This window comes from Caldovatus aquaticus, from assembly GCF_019458025.1.
GTDB classification, from domain to species: domain Bacteria; phylum Pseudomonadota; class Alphaproteobacteria; order Acetobacterales; family Acetobacteraceae; genus Caldovatus; species Caldovatus aquaticus.
This window is the reverse complement of record NZ_JAHZUY010000002.1, coordinates 22,169-38,695: the sequence shown is the minus strand read 5'-3', so window position 1 is coordinate 38,695 and position 16,527 is coordinate 22,169. Positions and strand designations below refer to the sequence as shown.

Annotated in this window: 15 protein-coding genes; 8 read left to right on the top strand and 7 right to left on the bottom strand. The window is 77.1% G+C overall.

Features of this window, described 5'->3' with window-relative positions; translation table 11 throughout:
* Positions 1–23: 23 nt before the first annotated feature.
* The 4 genes from K1J50_RS01100 to cysQ form a co-directional block, all read right to left on the bottom strand.
* Positions 24–557, bottom strand: a complete 534-nt coding sequence (locus tag K1J50_RS01100; RefSeq protein ID WP_220115585.1) for a chromate transporter — start codon at positions 555–557, stop codon at positions 24–26.
* A complete protein-coding gene (locus K1J50_RS01095) occupies positions 554–1,162 on the bottom strand; it encodes a chromate transporter (protein ID WP_220115584.1) in 609 nt (202 codons plus the stop codon). The genes K1J50_RS01100 and K1J50_RS01095 overlap by 4 nt, the downstream gene beginning before the upstream one ends.
* Before the next feature lie 288 nt (positions 1,163–1,450).
* On the bottom strand, positions 1,451–2,449 hold the full coding sequence (locus tag K1J50_RS01090) for an L-threonylcarbamoyladenylate synthase (protein WP_220115583.1): 999 nt from the start codon (positions 2,447–2,449) through the stop codon (positions 1,451–1,453).
* Positions 2,446–3,255, bottom strand: a complete 810-nt coding sequence (gene cysQ / locus K1J50_RS01085) for a 3'(2'),5'-bisphosphate nucleotidase CysQ (RefSeq protein WP_220115582.1) — start codon at positions 3,253–3,255, stop codon at positions 2,446–2,448. The genes K1J50_RS01090 and cysQ overlap by 4 nt, the downstream gene beginning before the upstream one ends.
* Positions 3,256–3,528: 273 nt before the next feature.
* On the opposite strand from cysQ, the gene K1J50_RS01080 reads away from it, so the two are divergent.
* From K1J50_RS01080 to K1J50_RS01055, 6 genes are all read left to right on the top strand, one after another.
* The gene (locus K1J50_RS01080) at positions 3,529–4,197 is read left to right on the top strand and encodes an OmpW/AlkL family protein (RefSeq protein WP_255574797.1); all 669 of its coding nucleotides are present in this window, start codon (positions 3,529–3,531) and stop codon (positions 4,195–4,197) included.
* Positions 4,198–4,379: 182 nt separating this feature from the next.
* A complete protein-coding gene (locus K1J50_RS01075; RefSeq protein WP_220115581.1) occupies positions 4,380–4,844 on the top strand; it encodes a hypothetical protein in 465 nt (154 codons plus the stop codon).
* A 122-nt stretch (positions 4,845–4,966) separates the two neighbouring features.
* Entirely contained in the window at positions 4,967–6,487 is a 1,521-nt protein-coding gene (locus K1J50_RS01070) for a leucyl aminopeptidase (protein ID WP_220115580.1), read from the top strand.
* A 55-nt stretch (positions 6,488–6,542) separates the two neighbouring features.
* Positions 6,543–7,985, top strand: a complete 1,443-nt coding sequence (locus tag K1J50_RS01065; protein WP_220115579.1) for a leucyl aminopeptidase — start codon at positions 6,543–6,545, stop codon at positions 7,983–7,985.
* A gap of 77 nt (positions 7,986–8,062) precedes the next feature.
* A complete protein-coding gene (locus K1J50_RS01060; RefSeq protein WP_220115578.1) occupies positions 8,063–8,539 on the top strand; it encodes a hypothetical protein in 477 nt (158 codons plus the stop codon).
* Between the two features lie 26 nt (positions 8,540–8,565).
* On the top strand, positions 8,566–9,015 hold the full coding sequence (locus K1J50_RS01055; RefSeq protein ID WP_220115577.1) for a DNA polymerase III subunit chi: 450 nt from the start codon (positions 8,566–8,568) through the stop codon (positions 9,013–9,015).
* 41 nt (positions 9,016–9,056) lie between these two features.
* Here the strand turns inward: K1J50_RS01055 and K1J50_RS01050 are convergent, their stop codons facing one another.
* A complete protein-coding gene (locus K1J50_RS01050) occupies positions 9,057–9,440 on the bottom strand; it encodes a hypothetical protein (RefSeq protein ID WP_220115576.1) in 384 nt (127 codons plus the stop codon).
* Between the two features lie 12 nt (positions 9,441–9,452).
* A complete protein-coding gene (locus K1J50_RS01045; RefSeq protein ID WP_220115575.1) occupies positions 9,453–11,243 on the bottom strand; it encodes a gamma-glutamyltransferase family protein in 1,791 nt (596 codons plus the stop codon).
* A gap of 184 nt (positions 11,244–11,427) precedes the next feature.
* Here K1J50_RS01045 and K1J50_RS01040 point away from each other — a divergent pair, with 184 nt between their 5' ends.
* Complete coding sequence (locus tag K1J50_RS01040) at positions 11,428–14,952, top strand: calcium-binding protein (protein WP_304502897.1); 3,525 nt, start codon at positions 11,428–11,430, stop codon at positions 14,950–14,952.
* 91 nt (positions 14,953–15,043) lie between these two features.
* Positions 15,044–15,616, top strand: a complete 573-nt coding sequence (msrA, locus tag K1J50_RS01035) for a peptide-methionine (S)-S-oxide reductase MsrA (protein WP_220115573.1) — start codon at positions 15,044–15,046, stop codon at positions 15,614–15,616.
* A gap of 13 nt (positions 15,617–15,629) precedes the next feature.
* Here msrA and K1J50_RS01030 read toward each other — a convergent pair whose 3' ends face one another.
* A complete protein-coding gene (locus K1J50_RS01030; protein WP_255574796.1) occupies positions 15,630–16,415 on the bottom strand; it encodes an SDR family oxidoreductase in 786 nt (261 codons plus the stop codon).
* Positions 16,416–16,527 lie beyond the last annotated feature (112 nt).

Here is a 16,527-nt window from a genome sequence, read left to right as displayed (position 1 = left end):
CGCGCGTCAGGCCGGCGGCGCCCTCAGGCCGCCGCCATCCCCGCGATCGCGCCGGCCGCCAGCGCCCACAGCGGGCTCCAGCGCGTCAGCCAGACGAACAGCGTGGTGCCGAGCGCGAGCGCCAGCGTGACCGCGCCCTGGTGCGCCGCCTGCGCCAGCACCACACCGCTCGCGAGATTGAGGCCGAGCGCGATCGGGATCAGCCCGGCCTGCGTCACCCGCACCCAGGCGAGGCCGGCGAAGCGCGCCCTGAGCCGCCCGAGCGCCAGCGCCAGCAGCGCCGGCGGCCCGACCATGGCGAGCGTCGCCACCGCAAGCCCGGCGAGGCCCGCGACCTGCCAGCCGATCAGGCTCACCACCATCATGTTCGGCCCCGGCGCCGCCTGGGCGAGGGCGAACAGGTCCATGAAGGCGTCCGCCGCGACCCAGCCGCGCACCTCCACCACCTGGCGCCGGATCTCGGGCAGCACCGCGATCGCCCCGCCGATCGCGACCAGCGACAGCGGCGCGAAGGTGAGGGCAAGCTGGACCAGCAGCGCGAGGGTGCCGCCCGTCATCGCCCCGGCCCCCGCTGCGGCGCCGCCCAGGCGGCGAGGATGCCGAGCGGCGCGAGCGCCAGCACCACCGCGAGCAGCGGCAGGCGCAGCAGGCCGACGGCGGCGAAGGCGCAGGCGCCGACCGCGGCGAGGGCGAGGCTCGGCCGCAGCCGGGTGGCGATCTTCAGCGCCGTGCCGATCGTCATGCCGGCGGCGGCGGCGGCGAGGCCGTCGAGCGCGCCGACGACCAGCGGCTCCGACCCGTAGCGCGCGTAGAGCCCGGCGATGCCGAGCAGCGGCACCAGCGGTCCGCCGAGGATGCCGAGCAGGGCGAGCGCCGCCCCGGCCGCGCCGTGGAAGCGGTCGCCGACCATCACCGCGCAGTTGAGCGCGTTCGGGCCCGGGAGGATCTGCGCGAGACCGAGATACTCCGCGTATTCCTGCTCGCTCAGCCAGCCGCGCTCCTCGACCAGCACGCGGCGCGCCCAGGCGTTGGCGCCGCCGAAGCCGGACAGGCCGATCTGGAGGTAGGCGAGGAAGAAGGCGAGGCGGCCGGGGGCGGGGCGGGGCGGGCGGTCGGGGCGGTCGTGTCCCTCGGGGTGCCGGTCCGGCAATGGTGCGGTCATCGGGGTCCCTCGCGGCTCGCGGCCGAGAGGACACGGACGCGCGGCGCGCGGCAAGGGCGGCGCGGCGCGGCCGGCCATCGCGGCCTGGAGCCCTTTCGCTCGGCTCCACGCGCGGCGGCTCCGGCCCGTGCCGGTCGGGCCGACCCGCGCGCGGCTGTCACCCCGCACCCGTGCCCGGCGGCGGAGGGCACGAGGGCGCGACCGGGCCGGCGGCGGCCCCCGCCCGTTGCCTGCCAAGCCGCTCCGCGCCCGCCGTCGCCTTCCGCCGTCCGCGCCCGGCTCCCGGCCCTAGCCGCCGTCGGGCGGCGCCGGCGGGTCGTCCGGCCGCGGCGCCGCCGCGCGCGCCAGGCGGTCGTTGACGGCGAGGCCCAGCCCGTGCGCGGGGATCGGCATCACGGCGATGCGCTTGAGGCCGCGCCGCGCGCCCTCGGCGTCCAGCCAGCGCAGCCCGGCGAACAGCCGCGCCGCCGCCTCGCGCAGGTCGCCCGAGTCGCTCAGCGACCACACCGCCCCGGCGCCGGGCAGCGGCGGGCCGAAGGCGAGCAGCGCCTCGTCCGGCGCCACGGAGGTGGCGTTCAGCCGCAGCGGCAGCGACGGCGCGTAGTGCGAGGCGAGCAGCCCGGGCGCGCGCCGCGCCGCCGCGCCGGCTTCGGGGGGCGGGGCGCGGCCGACCGGCCCGATCACCGACTCGATCGCCTCCAGCGGCACGCCGCCGGGGCGGAGCAGGACCGCGCCGTTCCCGCTCAGGTCGAGCACGGTGGATTCCAGCCCGACCGGGCAGGGCCCGCCGTCGAGCACCGCGGCGATCCGGCCGCCCAGCTCCTCGAGCACCGCCTCGGCCGTGGTCGGGCTGACGCGGCCGGAGCGGTTGGCCGAGGGGGCCGCCACCGGCCGGTCCACGCGCCGCAGCAGGTCGAGCGCCAGCGGATGCGCCGGCACGCGCACCGCGAGCGTGTCGAGCCCGGCGCTGGCGAGGAGGTCCACGCGGCATTCCGCGCGGCGCGGCAGCACCAGGCTGAGCGGACCCGGCCAGAACGTCGCCGCCAGCGCGCGCGCGCGGGCGTCGGGCCGGACGTCGGCGAAGGCGGCGTCGGCGCTCGCGTAATGGCAGATCAGCGGGTTGAAGTGCGGGCGGCCCTTGGCCTCGAACACCGCGGCCACCGCCCGGCCGTTGCACGCGTCGGCGCCGAGGCCATAGACCGTCTCGGTGGGGAAGGCGACCAGCGCGCCCGCGCGGAGCAGCGCGGCGGCGCGCGCGGTCTCCTCGGGCCGCAGCCGCTCGGTCATCGCGCCGCCGCCGGATCGGCGCCGGTGCAGACGAAGGCCGGATTCTCCCAGCCGGGCTTGCCGTAGAGCAGGGGGCCGCCCGCGTCCTCCAGCCGCCGCACCGTGCCGCCCGCCGCCTCCAGCACCGCCTGCGGCGCCGCGGTGTCCCACTCGCTGGTCGGGCCGAAGCGCGGATAGAGGTCGGCCGCGCCCTCGGCGATGCGGCAGAACTTCACCGCCGAGCCGATGTGCACCACGCGCGCCACGTGCCGGCCGGCGAGGAAGGCGGGAAGGCGCGGGTCGTCGGCGTAGTGCCGGCTCGCCATCACGGTCAGGCCCTCGGGCGGCGGGGAGCGCACCGCGATCGGGCGGCGCGGGCCGCCCGCCTCCTCCTTCCAGGCGCCGCGGCCGACGATGCCGCCGAACAGCTCGCCCGTCGCCGGCACCGCCACCGCGCCGAGCACGGCGCGGCGCGCCGCGACGAGGCCGATGTTGACGGTGAAGGCCTCGCGCCCGGCGGCGAATTCGCGCGTGCCGTCGAGCGGGTCCACGAGCCAGAAGCGCGCCCCCGCCGCGTCCGGGGTGGGCGCGGTGCCGGCCTCGACCTCCTCCTCCGCGACCACGGGGATATCCGGCGTGGCGGCGCGCAGGCCCTCGACGACCAGGGCCTCGGCGATGCGGTCGGCCTCGGTGACGGGGCTGCGGTCGGCCTTGCGCGCGACGGCGAAGCCGGCGGCGCGCACGGCCATGATCGCGGCCGCCGCGCGCCGGGCGAGATCGGCGGCGAGTTCGAGCAGGGCGGCCTCGGTGTCGGCGGTCGCGGTCATGGCGCGACGCTCATGGCGGGGATGGCGCCGTGCGGCAAGGCCGGGGCCGCGGGAGGGGAAGGGAGCCCGCCGCCGGCCGCGGCGCCCCGGCCGCCCCTGCGCCGCACGGCCCGCCCGCGTGCGCGCGCGCACGTCCCGTGCGGGAGGGGCGCGCGCGGCGACGCGGTTGCCCCCCGCGCGCCGCGAATCTTGCGGCAGGTCAACGTTGCGCTGGCGGCGGCCGCCTTAGCAGTCCCGCGGTGGCACGTGCCACCTGGAACGGATGCCAGCGAGATGATGTGGAAGACGATCGGAGCGGTCGCCGCGGCGGGGATGCTCGCCCTGGCGGCGGGTGCCACGCCGGCGGCGGCGCAGGAGGCGGTGCGCGGCAAGCGCGCGGGCGACCTCGTCCTCGGCCTCGGCGTGATCGGGGTGCTGCCGGAGAGCGGCGGCAGCGTCGCCGCCATCGGCGGCACGCCGGAGGCGTCGGACTCCGCCACGGCGCAGCTCGACCTCACCTACTTCCTCACGCCGAACATCGCCCTGAACCTGATCGCGGCGACCACGCGGCACGACGTGGAGGTGCGGAACTCGGCGGTCGGCACGGTGGACCTCGGCCATGTCTGGGTGCTGCCGCCGACCCTGACCCTGCAGTACCACCCGCTGCCGCGCTCGCGCGTCAGCCCCTATCTCGGCCTCGGCGTGAACTACACGGTGTTCTACGGCGAGGGCGGCGGGCGGCACCCCGCGGTCACCGGCGTGGACATCCGCAACGGCTGGGCGCTCGCGCTGAATGCCGGGCTGGACGTGGAGATCGCGCCGAACTGGCTGTTCAACCTCGACGTGAAGCGGCTGCAGTTCCTCGAGCCCGACGTGCGGGTGAACACCGTGGTCGGCCGCATCGACGCGAATGCCGAGCTGAACCCCTGGGTGATCGGCGCTGGCGTGCGCTACCGCTTCTGAGCGAGGGCGTCCGGGCCGGGCGGCGGCCGGGGGCATCCCCGCGCCCGCCGCCCGCCCCGGCGTCGCCACGATTCCTACCCCGCAAGACCCCGGTCCGACCCCGCCTCCGCCACGATCGCCGCGCAGACTCCGCGCCGCGGGCACGGAGAAGCGGTTTCCCGTCCCCGGCAGGAGGATCCGCCATGATCCGCACGTCCTTCGGCAAGCGTCTCGGCCTGGCCGGGCTGCTCGGCATCGGGCTCGTGTCCCTCGGCGGGGCGGTGGCGCCGCTGCCGGCCGCCGCGGGCGACTGGCACCGCCCTGGCTATGGCTCCGGCTACGGCTCCGGCTACGGCTATGGCTATGACCGGCCGCGGCCGCCCTACGGGCCGGGCTGGGGGCACGCCGCGACGCCCGGGCTCGACCGCCACCGCTGGCGGCAGGAGCAGTGGCAGCGCTACGGCGAGGCGACCGGCCGCATCGCGCCGTGGGAGTCCCGGCGCATCGACCGCGCCCAGGCCGGTCTCGCCCGCCACGAGGCCTGGGCCCGGGCGGACGGCATCGTGACGCCGCACGAGCGCTGGGAGCTGCGCGAGCACGCGCGCCGGGTGGACGATCTCATCGCGCGGTCCATGCGCAACGGCTACGGCTACCGCCACGGCTGGTAGGCGGGGCGATCGCCGGCGGCGCCGGCCGGTTCCGCGGACGCCGCCGCTGGCCCCCGGCGCGCGGCCTGTTAGAGTGCGGCCCCTCTTCGGCACCGAACCCCCGCTTGCCGTACGGAGCCCGCATGCTCGAGATCGTCTTCGTCAAGCCCGACGCCCTGCCGCGGAGCGGCGCCCTCGTGCTGCCCCTCGCGGAAGCGGAAGGCGCCGCCGCCGCGCCGCCGCCGGGAGGACTGCGCCAGCGCGCCGAGGAGGCGACCGGCGGCGCCATCGGGCGCGCGCTGGAGGCGGCCGCCTTCAAGGGCCGCAAGGGCCAGACCGCGACGGTCTGGGCCCCCGGCGCGGGGCTTTCCCGGGTGGTCGCGGTCGGCCTCGGCAAGGCCGCCGAGCTGTCGGCCGAGGCGGCGGAGGCCGCCGGCGCCGCGCTGCAGCCCGCGGTCGCGAACGAGGCCGAGGCCGTCGTCGCGGCCGAGCATCTCCCGCCCGCGCTTGCCGTCGCGCTGGCGATGGGCGCCGTGCTGCGCGCCTACCGCTTCGACCGCTACCGCACGAAGGAGCAGGAGGAGGACAAGCCGAAGCTGCGGCGCCTCGCGATCGCGACCGCCGACCCCGACGCGGCCAGGGCGGCCTGGGCGGGGCAGGAGGCGGTGGCGAAGGGCGTCTATCTCGCGCGCGATCTCGTCTCCGAGCCGGGGAATGTGCTCACTCCGGCAGAGATGGCGGAGCGCTGCCGGCAGCTCGAGCCGCTCGGCGTCGAGGTCGAGATCCTCGGGCCGAAGGAGATGAGGAAGCTCGGCTTCGGCGCCCTGCTCGGCGTGGCGCAGGGCTCGGCGAACGAGCCGCGCACGGTGGTGATGCGCTGGCTGGGCCGCTCGGGCGCCGGCAAGGGCGGGAGCAACGGCGCCGCCGCCGCGGAGAAGCCGCTCGCCTTCCTCGGCAAGGGCGTCACCTTCGACTCCGGCGGCATCTCCATCAAGCCCGCGCAGAGCATGGAGGAGATGAAGTGGGACATGGCCGGCGCCGGCGCGGTGGTCGGCCTGATGGCCGCGCTTGCCGGACGCAAGGCCAGGGCGGACGTGGTCGGCCTCGTCGGCCTGGTCGAGAACATGCCCTCCGGCACCGCGCAGCGGCCCGGCGACGTGGTGAGGAGCTACTCCGGCCAGACCATCGAGGTGATCAACACCGACGCGGAGGGGCGGCTCGTCCTCGCCGACCTGCTCTGGTACTGCCAGGAGAAGTACGAGCCGCGCTTCATGGTGGACCTCGCCACCCTGACCGGCGCGATCATCATCTCGCTCGGGCACGAGCACGCCGGGCTGTTCAGCAACGACGACGAGCTGGCGCAGCGCATCCTCGCCGCCGGCAAGGCGGTGGGCGAGAATTGCTGGCGCATGCCGCTCGGCGAGGCCTACGACAAGCAGCTCAAGTCCGACATCGCCGACATGAAGAACGTGGGCGGGCGGCCCGCCGGCTCGATCACCGCGGCGCAGTTCCTGCAGCGCTTCGTCAACGGCAAGCCGTGGGCGCATCTCGACATCGCGGGCACCGCCTGGGCGAGCAAGGAGAAGGGCAGCACGCCGAAGGGTGCGAGCGGATTCGGGGTGCGGCTGCTGGAGCGGCTGGTCGCCGAGCACTACGAGGGGTGAGGGCGGCGGCACGGGCGGCGGCCGCGCCCGGCCGGCAGGGGACGCCAGGGGCGGGATGCTGAAGGTCCGGCTGCACCGCGCGCCGCCCGAGGGCGCGGCGCTCCGCGTCCTGCCGCTGGCCGAGGGCGCCGCCGTGCCGGAGCCGTTCCGCGCCGCGGCCGCCGCCGCGCGCTTCACCGGCCGCGCCGGGCAGGCGCTGCACTGCCTCGTCCCCGAGCGCGCCCTCCTCGTCGGCGCCGGCCCCGCCGCCGCGCCGCTCGACTTCGCGCGGGCGGGCGGCGGGGCGGTCGCGCAGGCGGACGAGGAGACGCGGGCGCTCGCGCTCGATGCGCGCGGCCTGCCGCCCGAGGCCGCGGCCGCGCTCGCCGCCGGCGCCTGCCTGCGCGCCTGGCGCTGCGACCGCTACCGCACCAAGGACGTGAAGCCGGGCCTCGAGCGGCTCGACCTGGTCGTGGACCGGCCGCACGCCGTCGCGCCGGCGTGGGAGCGCGCCGCGGCGGCGGTGCGCGGCTGCCTGCTCGCGCGCGACCTGGTGGCGGAGCCCGCGAACCACCTCACCCCGGCGCTGTTCGCCGAGCGGATGGAGCGGCTCGCGGAAGATGGCCTCGCGGTGGAGGTGCTGGGGCCGAAGCGGCTCGCGAAGCTCGGCTTCGGCGCGCTGCTCGCGGTCGGCGGCGGGTCGGCGAACCCGCCCCGCCTCGTCGTGCTGCGGTGGAAGGGGGCGGGCGGCGCGGCGCCGGTCGCCTTCGTCGGCAAGGGGATCTGCTTCGACACCGGCGGCCTTGCGCTCAAGCCCGCCGAGGGGATGGAGGAGATGCGCGCCGACATGGCCGGCGCGGCCGCCTGCGCGGGGGCGATGCTGGCGCTCGCCCTGCGCCGCTCGCCGGCGCCGGCGGTCGCGGTGCTGGCGCTCGCCGAGAACGCGATCGGCGCGGCGAGCTACCGGCCGGGCGACGTGCTGCGCACGCTCTCCGGCCGCACGGTGGAGGTGCTGGACACCGACGCGGAAGGGCGGCTCGTGCTCGCCGACGCGCTGCACTACGCGGCGACGCGGCTCGCGCCGCGGGCGATCGTGGACCTGGCGACGCTGACCGGGGCGATCGTCACCGCGCTCGGCCACCACCGCGCCGGGCTGTTCGCGACCGACGCCGCCCTCGCCGCGCAGGTCGCCGCCGCCGGAGAGGCGGTGGGCGAGCCGGTCTGGCCGATGCCGATCGGCGAGCGCCATCGCGAGGACCTGCGGAGCGACATCGCCGACCTGCGGCAGTGCGCGCCGCACGGCAGCGGCGCCTGGGGCGGGCGGTTCCTGCCGGACGCCTGCCACGCCGCCGCCTTCCTGCGCGCGTTCGCCGAGGGCGTGCCCTGGGCGCATCTCGACATCGCGGGCGTCGCGCTGCGCAAGGAGGCGGACGCCCTCGGCCCCGAGGGCGCGAGCGGCTTCGGCGCGCGGCTTCTGGATGCGCTGGTGGCGATGCGCTTCGAGGAGGGGAAAGGCTGACGCGCGGCGCCGCGGGCTGGTATTCTGGACTGCCCCCGGATGGGGATCGCACAGGGAAGGAAGGGACCGAGCCTCCGATGCGCGTGCGCCTCGTCCTCGCCGCTGCCGCCAGCGTGGCCGCCGCGTCCCTCGCGCCGGCCGCCGCGGGGCGGGCGCAGGCGAGCGGCCCCTGCGTGCGGCTCGGCGGCGAGAGCGCGCCCGGCGCGATCGAGGCGGCAGGCTGCGCGGTGCGGTGCGAGCAGGGCCGGGGCGCCGCGACCGCGCTGCGCCTGGCGGATGGCCGGGACTCGACCGCCCTGTTCCTGCCCGCGCGCGACCTGCCCGGGCGCTCGCTGCGGCGCGCCATCGTCGCGCGGGACACGCCGCCGCCCTCCTTCGGCGCCGTGGCCAGCCACGCGACCGCCGAGCCCGGCGGGACCGTGCCGGTCGAGACCCGGGTGCGCCTGACCGGCCTGCCGGCCCGCGAGCCGCCGCTGCCCGCCTGGTGCCGGCCGCGCTGCGACGGCACGGCGCCGGCGCCCGATGGGGGCGGCCCGGGCCGCCCCCGCCCCTAGCGGCCGCGCCCTCCGCCGCATCGCCCATGGCCGAGATCGGCTTCTACCACCTCACCCGCACCACGCTGGAGCAGGCCCTGCCGAAGCTGCTCGGCCGCGTGCTCGCCCTGGGCGGGCGGGCGGTGGTGCTGTGCGGGGAGGAGGAGCGGCTGCGCGCGCTCGATGCCGCGCTCTGGCTCTGCGCCGATCCCGACTGGCTGCCGCACGGCACGAAGGAGACGGGCCATGCGGAGCTGCAGCCGATCTGGCTGACCGCGGAGGACGCGCCGGCGCCGAACGGGGCGCGCTTCCTGTTCCTGGTCGAGGGCGCCGAGAGCGCGCGGCTGCACGAGTACGACCGCGTGCTGGACCTGTTCGACGGCACGGACGAGGCGGCGGTGGCCGCGGCGCGGCGGCGCTGGGCGGCGGCGAAGGCCGCGGGCCACGCGCTGACCTACTGGCAGCAGGGCCCGGGCGGCTGGGAACGGAAGGGCTGAGGCGAGGCGCCGCGGCGCGCGCCGGGCCGGGTCAGGTCAGGTCAGTCGTCGGCCCCCATCGCCCCGGCGCCGCCCGTCGCGGCGGGCGCGGCGCCGCCGGTCCCGGACGGGCGCTGCGCGGCGGTTGCGCGAACGCGCGGCCGGCCGGCGACGGGCGCGATCAGCGCGCGGCGCTCCTCGAGGCCCGTCGCGTCCCAGTGCCGCCGGGCCTCCTCCGGCGTGTCGGCGCGCGGCGGGCGGGCGCGCCGCAGCCGCTGCGCCACGCGCGCCTGCTGCGGCGGCGTCAGCTCGTCGAAATGGTGCGCGAGCCAGGGGTTGCGGCGCACCACCTCCGCGGTCGGCGGCGGCGCCGGGGGCGGCGGCGCGTGGCGCGCGCAGGCGGCGAGCGGCGCGGCGGCGCGGGTCGCCGCGCGGCCGCGGCGCATCGCCGTCGGGCCTCAGCGCCCGACCGCGTAGCCCTGCATGCCGCGCGGATTGGCCCCGGCGAGGATCTGCCCGTCCGGCTCGCGCCGCGCGCCGGTGAGGCGCCCCTCGGACCACTCGCCGCCCATCTCGGCGCGATGCCCGCGCGCCTGCAGCTCCGCCAGCACCTCCGGCGGGTAGCGGCCCTCGATCACGACCTTGCCGGGCCTGGCGCCGCGCGGCCAGAAGCTGCTGATCCAGTGCTCGCAGTGGAAGCTCGGCAGGTCGATCGCCTGCTGGATGCCGAGGCCGTGGTGCAGCATCCGCAGCAGCATCGTGGCCTGCCACTGGTCCTGCTGCTCGCCGCCCGGCGTGCCGTAGCTCATCCACGGCCTGCCGTCGCGCAGCACCAGCGAGGGCGAGAGGGTGGTGCGCGGGCGCTTGCCCGGCTGCAGGCCGTTGGGGAGCGACTCGTCGAGCCAGAACATCTGGCAGCGCGTGCCGAGACAGAAGCCGAGCTCCGGGATCGCCGGCGAGGACTGCAGCCAGCCCGCGGAGGGCGTGGCGCTGACCATGTTCCCCCAGCGGTCGATCACGTCCACGTGGCAGGTGTCGCCGCCCGAGGCGCCGAGACGGGCGACGGTCGGCTCCCCGCTGCCGGCGGCGGCGGCCATCGCCTCGGCCCGGCGCACCGCGGCGGCGTAGTCGGGGGTGCGCGGGGTGCGGCCGTCCGGGCTGCCGGGGCGGAATTCGAGGCTCGCGCGCTCGCCGATCAGCTTGCGCCGCTCGGCGTTGTAGGCGGGGGAGAGCAGTGCCGCCATCGGCACGTCGGTGAAGGCGGGGTCGCCGTACCAGGCCTCGCGGTCGGCGAAGGCGAGCTTCTGCGCCTCGACCACGGTGTGGAGGAAGGCGGCGCCGAGCGGGTCCATGGCGCCGAGGTCGAAGCCCTCGAGCAGCGCCAGGGTCTGCAGCAGCGCCGGCCCCTGGCTCCAGGGGCCGCACTTGAGGACGGTGTGGCCGCGGTAGTCGAAGGCGAGGGGCGGCTCGATCGTGGCCTGCCAGCCGGCGAGGTCGTCGGCGGTGATCAGGCCGCGATGGCGGCGGCCGGAGGTGTCGAGCGCCTCGAAGCCGCGGGCGAAGCGGTCGATCGCCTCGGCGACGAAGCCGCGGTACCAGGCGTCGCGCGCCGCCTCGATCTGGCGCTCGCGGTCGGTGCCGGCGGCCTCGGCCTCGCGCACGACGCGCTCGTAGGTGTCGGCGAGGGCGGGGTTGGCGTAGAGGCCGCCCGGCTCGGGCCCGCCGTTCCGCAGCCACAGCGCGGCGGAGGTCGGCCAGGCGCTCTCGAACAGCGGGCGCACCGTCTCGATCGTGGCGCGCACGCGCGGCACCATGTGGGCGCCGTTCCGCGCGTAGCCGATCGCGTATTCCAGCACGTCGCGCACGCGCCAGGTGCCGTGCTCGCGCAGCATCAGCATCCAGGCGTCGAAGGCGCCGGGGACGGGCGCGCAGAGGAACCCGGTGCCGGGAACGAGGTCGAGGCCGAGCTCGCCCTTGAGCTTCGCCACCGTCATCGCGCGCGGCGCCGGCCCCTGGCCGCAGATCACCTGCTGGGTGCCGAGCCGCGCGCTGTGCAGGAGGATCGGGCAGTCGCCGCCGGGGCCGTTCAGGTGCGGCTCGACGATCTGCAGCGTGAAGCCGGCGGCGGCGGCGGCATCGAAGGCGTTGCCGCCGCGCTCGAGCACGGCCATGCCGACCTGGCTCGCGATCCAGTGGGTGGAGGCGACGGCGCCGAAGGTGCCGGCGATCTCGGGACGGGTGGTGAACATCGGGTCGCGGTCCTCCGGGGCGGAGCCTGGGAACTGGCTACGCGCACCGGAGCGGCCGCGTCAATTCGGCGCCGCCGCGCCGCGTCCGCGTTCACGCTCCTGCAACCCGGTCCGCGTTCTCCTCGGCCTGCAGGTCAGGGGGCCTGGTCGGGCGCAGGAGGCGTGGGAGGCAGTCCGCGGCCGGATGGCGGTCTTCACCTTCACCAGTGTCGCCGGCACGCGGATCGCCTTCGATCCGGCGCGCGACCAGCTCGCCTTTTCCTCCGGCTTCAGCGCCGCCGGGCTGAGCCTCTCGGTCAGCGGCGCCGACCTGCTCGTCTCCCAGGCCGGGCTCTGGGTGCTGCTCGGGGGCTGCGCCTCCGCGACGCTCGGCGATGCCGCCTTCGTCTTCGCCGACGGCAGCGTGGCCCGCTTCGACGCGGCCGGCGCGCAGTTCCTCGCCGGGGGGACGGGGGACGACCGTCTCTCGGTCGTCCAGGGCGGGGCGGACTCGGCCGATGGCGGGGCGGGCGACGACAGGATCGTCGCCGGCACGGCGCTCGACGCCGCGGATCGGCTCGACGGCGGCGCGGGCACGGGCGACACGCTGGTTCTCGCGGGACCGCTCGACGTCACCCTCGGGCCGGCGACCGTTACCGGGATCGAGCGCATCCTCGTCGGCAGCGGCGGCGCGGTGCGGCTGGTGCTGGACGATGCGGCCGCCGCCTCGGCCACGCCGGCTCCGGGCGCGGTGTTCACGGTGGACGCTACGGGCCAGCGCCAAGCCGGCGATGCGCTGGTCCTGGACGGCGGGGCCGTGGCCGGCACCGCCCTGGCGCTGCTCGGCGGGGCCGGCGCCGATACGCTCGCCGGCGGGGGCGGAGCCGACCGGCTCGAGGGCGGGGCGGGGAACGACAGCCTCTCGGGCGGGGCCGGCGCCGATACGCTCGCCGGCGGCGGCGGGGCGGACCGGCTGCGCGGCGGGGCGGGGGCGGACCTGTTCCTCGTGCTCGAGCCGGGTGCCGCGCAGAGCGCGCCGGCGGCCCCGGACCTGATCCTCGACTTCGAGGGCGCCGCGACCGCGGGCGGCGACCTGATCGCGCTGCCCGCCGCGATGCGCCTCGGCCGCGCCCTCGCCTTCAGCCTGGGGCCGGTCGCCTTCGACTTCGGCGGCTATGGCGGCCCGCCGCAACTGCCCGAGCCGCTGATCGGCGACGGCTTCGCCGACCTAGTATGGCGCCACGACCCGACCGACGCGACCGCGCCCTTCCGGATCTGGCTCGACGCCGACGACGACGGGCGGATCGGGCCGAACGACGTCCTGCTGCGCCTCGCCCCCGCGGCCGGCGAGGCGCCCGTCGCGCTCTGCGCGGCGGATTTCCTTGCCGAGATCGCGGGCTGGCACGGCACCCCGGGCGCCGATTCCCTCGCCACGGGCGGCCTCGACGACAGCGCCTGGGGCGAGGGGGGCAACGACACGCTCGCGGGCGGCCTGGGCGCCGACCAGCTCTGGGGCGGGGCGGGGGACGACAGCCTCCTCGGCGGCGAGCATGGCGACATCCTGCGCGGCGGCACCGGCAGCGACACGCTGCAGGGCGGCGAGGGCTTCGACACCCTCTACGCCGAGGACGACGATCCCTGGCTGCGCGACGCGCCCGAGCAGGGCAACCTGCTCGACGGCGGCGCGGGCGACGACCTGCTGGTCGGCGGCGGCGGGCTCGACACGCTGCGCGGCGGTGACGGCAACGACACCCTGTTCGGCGGCGGCGGGACCACCGTCCTGGACGGCGGCGCCGGCGACGACCTGCTCTACGACCTCGGCGGCAACGACACCTTCGCGGGCGGCGCGGGCCATGACCGGATCAACGGCGGGCCCGGCGACGACCGCATCGCGGGCGGCGACGGCAACGACACCCTGGCCGGCGGTCCCGGGAGCGACACGCTCGCGGGCGGCCTCGGCGCCGACCGGTTCCTGATCGAGGTGCAGCTCGCCGGGGCGCCCGCCTCCAGCGGCCAGGCGCCGGACCTCCTGGAGGACTTCACCCCCGCGCAAGGCGACCGGATCGCCTTCGATTCGCCGGACGGGTTCGTGATGACGCCCGAGGGGCCGATGCCGCTGCTCTGGTGCGGCGCGGCGTTCCCCGGCCCGCCGCTGGACGCCACCGGAAGCGCCGCGCCGCCGCTCGGCTTCGTGCTTCCGGGCAAGGACGTCGGCAACGGCCACGTGCAGGTCTTCTGGCTGCCGGTGGCCGAGAACGGAGTGGCGGCGGGCGGGTGGCTGGTGGCCGACCTGGATCGCGACTCGCTGCTCGGCGCGCAGGACATGGTGGCGCGGATCCGCGGCACCAGCGTGCTGAGCCAATCCGGCTTCCTTCCCGGCACCTTCCTCGCGAGCGCCGGCGGGCCGGGGAACGACAACCTGGCCGGCGGGGCCGGCGCCGATCAGATCTTCGGACTGCTCGGCAACGACACGCTCGCGGGCGGTGGCGGCAACGACCGGCTGGAAGGCGGCGCGGGCTCCGACTTCCTGCTCGGCGGGGCCGGCGCCGACCAGCTCTGGGGCGGCACCGGCGCCGACACGCTGCGCGGCGGCGAGGGCGAGGACGAGCTCTTCGCCGAAGGCGACGAGAACGGCGAGTCCGACGCCGCGACGGATCGCAACCTGTTGCTCGGCGAAGGCGGCGACGACCGGCTGTATGGAGGCGGCGGCGCCGATACGCTGCGGGGCGGCCTTGGCCGCGACCTTCTCTATGGGGGCGAGGGTGCCGACCGCCTGGAGGGCGAGGCGGGCGACGACACGCTGCTGGGCGGGGGCGGGGCCGACACGCTCTACGGCCTTGGCGACGCCGACCTCCTGGAGGGCGGGGCGGGCGCCGACCTGCTGGTGGGGGGCGACGGCGCCGACCGGCTGGCGGGCGGGGCGGAGGCCGACCGGCTGTTCGGCGAGGCCGGCGCCGACACCCTGCTGGGCGGGGAGGGGAACGACTGGCTGAGCGGCGGGGACGGCGCCGACGAGCTGGCGGGCGAGGCGGGCGACGACACGCTGGCGGGCGGGGCGGGCGACGACCTCTACCGCCTCGACGCCACGCGCGACCGGGTGGTCGAGGCGGCCGGGGGCGGGGCCGACACGATCGTGCTCGAGGCCGGCGAAGGCTGCTCCCTGCCGGCCGAGGTCGAGGCGCTGGTGCTCGGCGCGGGCAGCTACGGGGTCGGCAACGCGCTCGCCAACCTGCTGGTCGGCAACGACGCCGCCAACCGGTTGGTCGGCCATGGCGGCGACGACACGCTGTTGGGCGGGGGCGGGGCCGACACGCTCTACGGCCTTGGCGACGCCGACCTCCTGGAGGGCGGGGCGGGCGCCGACCTGCTGGTGGGGGGCGACGGCGCCGATCGGCTGGCGGGTGGGGCGGAGGCCGACCGGCTGTTCGGCGAGGCCGGCGCCGACACCCTGCTGGGCGGGGAGGGGAACGACCGCCTGAACGGCGGGGAGGGGCGCGACACCTTCCTGATCGCCCGCGGCGGCGGCACCGATACCATCACGGACTTCCTCCCCGGCGGCGACCAGATCGAGCTGCGCGGCACCGCGATCCAGTCCTTCGAGGCGCTGCTGGCGGCATCGCAACAGGTCGGCGCCAATCTCGCGGTCGCGCTCGGCGGGGGCGAGGCGCTGGTGCTGCTGAACGTGCAGAAGAGCGCCCTGCTGCCGGCGGATTTCCTGTTCGCGCCGTGATCCGGCGGCCGCCGGGCCGGGGCTCCGCACCTTTCCGGGGATCGTCCCGTTTCCCATCTTGGCTGCCACCGTGGGGCGAGGAGGCGGATCCATGACGGCGACGCACGAGGCGGCGGAGGGGCAGGAGGTGGCGACGCTCGGCGGCGGGTGCTTCTGGTGCCTCGATGCGGTCTATCGCGAGCTCGCGGGCGTGAGCCGCGTGGTCTGCGGCTACGCCGGCGGGCAAGTCCCCAACCCCACCTACGAGCAGGTCTGCGGCAAGGCGACCGGGCACGCGGAGGTGGTGCAGATCGCCTTCGACCCGCAGGTCGTCTCCTATGCCGACCTGCTGCGCGTGTTCTTCGCCATCCACGACCCGACGACGAAGGATCGCCAGGGTGCCGATGTCGGGCCGCAGTACCGCTCGATCATCCTCTACCACTCCGAGGCGCAGCGCCGCACTGCGGAGGCGGTGATGCGCGAGGTCGGGCAGGCCGGCGTCTGGGACGCGCCGCTGGTGACGGAACTGGTGCCCGCGGCGGAGTTCTGGCCGGCCGAGCCGGAGCACCAGGACTACTTCGCGCGCAACCCGTGGTCCGGCTACTGCCGCGCGGTGATCGCGCCGAAGGTGGCGAAGTTCCGCAAGACCTTCGCCGGGCGGCTGAAGCGGTCCCCGGCGGCCTGAGCGCGGCCTCGCCTCAGCCCAGGTACTGCAGGTCGCCGTCCACGCTCAGCGCCTGGCCGCTGATGGTGGCGCCGAAGGGCGAGCAGAGATAGAGCGCCATGTTGGCGATGTCGTGCGGCGTCACGTAGCAGCGGAGCGAGGCCGCGGCGAGCAGCTTCTGCTCCTGCTCGCGGAACGGCACGCCGAGTGCCTGCGACTTCGCCTCGATGACGCGGCGGATGCGCTCGCCGGCGACCAGGCCGGGCAGGATCGCGTTCACCCGGATGCCGTCCGGGCCGAGCTCAGCGGCGAGCGACCTGGTGAAGCCGACCACGCCCCATTTCGCCGCGGCGTAGGGGCTCCGCAGCGGGAAGCCGAACTTGCCCGCCGCCGAGGAGAGGTTGATGATCGCCCCGCCGCCGGCCGCCCGCAGCGCCGGGACGGCGCGGCGGGCGCAGTGGAACATCGCGGCGAGGTCTATGCGCAGGGTCCGCTCGAGATCCTCCGGCGCCACGTCCTCGACCCGCGCCGTCGGGCCGGCGATGCCGGCGTTGTTCACCAGCACGTCGAGGCCGCCCAGGCGGTCCACCGCGGCGTCCACGAAGCCCTCGCACTCCGCGACCTCGGCCATGTCGGCGCGCAGGCCGGGGTGCGGGCAGGCGGCGAGCGCCTCGGCGTCCACGTCGCAGACGAACACCCGCGCCCCGCGGGCGGCGAAGCAGTCCGCCATCACCCGCCCGATGCCGCCGGCGCCGGCGCTGATCGCCACCCGAAGCCCGCTAAGGTCCACCGGCAGCGGCGTGGAGGCTCCTTCGATCATGCGCATTCCCTCTCGTCTCCCGATCGGTGCCGTCGGCGCAGCGTAGCGCAGACCCGGCGCAAGGCACGAGTCGGGCTCGCGGCGGCGCGGGTTCCGGGGTATCCTTCCGGCT

Coding starts and splice junctions, on each gene's coding strand:
- K1J50_RS01030 (WP_255574796.1), bottom strand. CDS start 16,415: ATGATCGAAGGAGCCTCCACGCCGCTGCCGGTGGACCTTAGCGGGCTT.
- K1J50_RS01095 (WP_220115584.1), bottom strand. CDS start 1,162: ATGACCGCACCATTGCCGGACCGGCACCCCGAGGGACACGACCGCCCC.
- K1J50_RS01060 (WP_220115578.1), top strand. CDS start 8,063: ATGCGCGTGCGCCTCGTCCTCGCCGCTGCCGCCAGCGTGGCCGCCGCG.
- K1J50_RS01045 (WP_220115575.1), bottom strand. CDS start 11,243: ATGTTCACCACCCGTCCCGAGATCGCCGGCACCTTCGGCGCCGTCGCC.
- msrA (WP_220115573.1), top strand. CDS start 15,044: ATGACGGCGACGCACGAGGCGGCGGAGGGGCAGGAGGTGGCGACGCTC.
- cysQ (WP_220115582.1), bottom strand. CDS start 3,255: ATGACCGCGACCGCCGACACCGAGGCCGCCCTGCTCGAACTCGCCGCC.
- K1J50_RS01050 (WP_220115576.1), bottom strand. CDS start 9,440: ATGCGCCGCGGCCGCGCGGCGACCCGCGCCGCCGCGCCGCTCGCCGCC.
- K1J50_RS01070 (WP_220115580.1), top strand. CDS start 4,967: ATGCTCGAGATCGTCTTCGTCAAGCCCGACGCCCTGCCGCGGAGCGGC.
- K1J50_RS01040 (WP_304502897.1), top strand. CDS start 11,428: ATGGCGGTCTTCACCTTCACCAGTGTCGCCGGCACGCGGATCGCCTTC.
- K1J50_RS01075 (WP_220115581.1), top strand. CDS start 4,380: ATGATCCGCACGTCCTTCGGCAAGCGTCTCGGCCTGGCCGGGCTGCTC.
- K1J50_RS01065 (WP_220115579.1), top strand. CDS start 6,543: ATGCTGAAGGTCCGGCTGCACCGCGCGCCGCCCGAGGGCGCGGCGCTC.
- K1J50_RS01055 (WP_220115577.1), top strand. CDS start 8,566: ATGGCCGAGATCGGCTTCTACCACCTCACCCGCACCACGCTGGAGCAG.
- K1J50_RS01100 (WP_220115585.1), bottom strand. CDS start 557: ATGACGGGCGGCACCCTCGCGCTGCTGGTCCAGCTTGCCCTCACCTTC.
- K1J50_RS01090 (WP_220115583.1), bottom strand. CDS start 2,449: ATGACCGAGCGGCTGCGGCCCGAGGAGACCGCGCGCGCCGCCGCGCTG.
- K1J50_RS01080 (WP_255574797.1), top strand. CDS start 3,529: ATGATGTGGAAGACGATCGGAGCGGTCGCCGCGGCGGGGATGCTCGCC.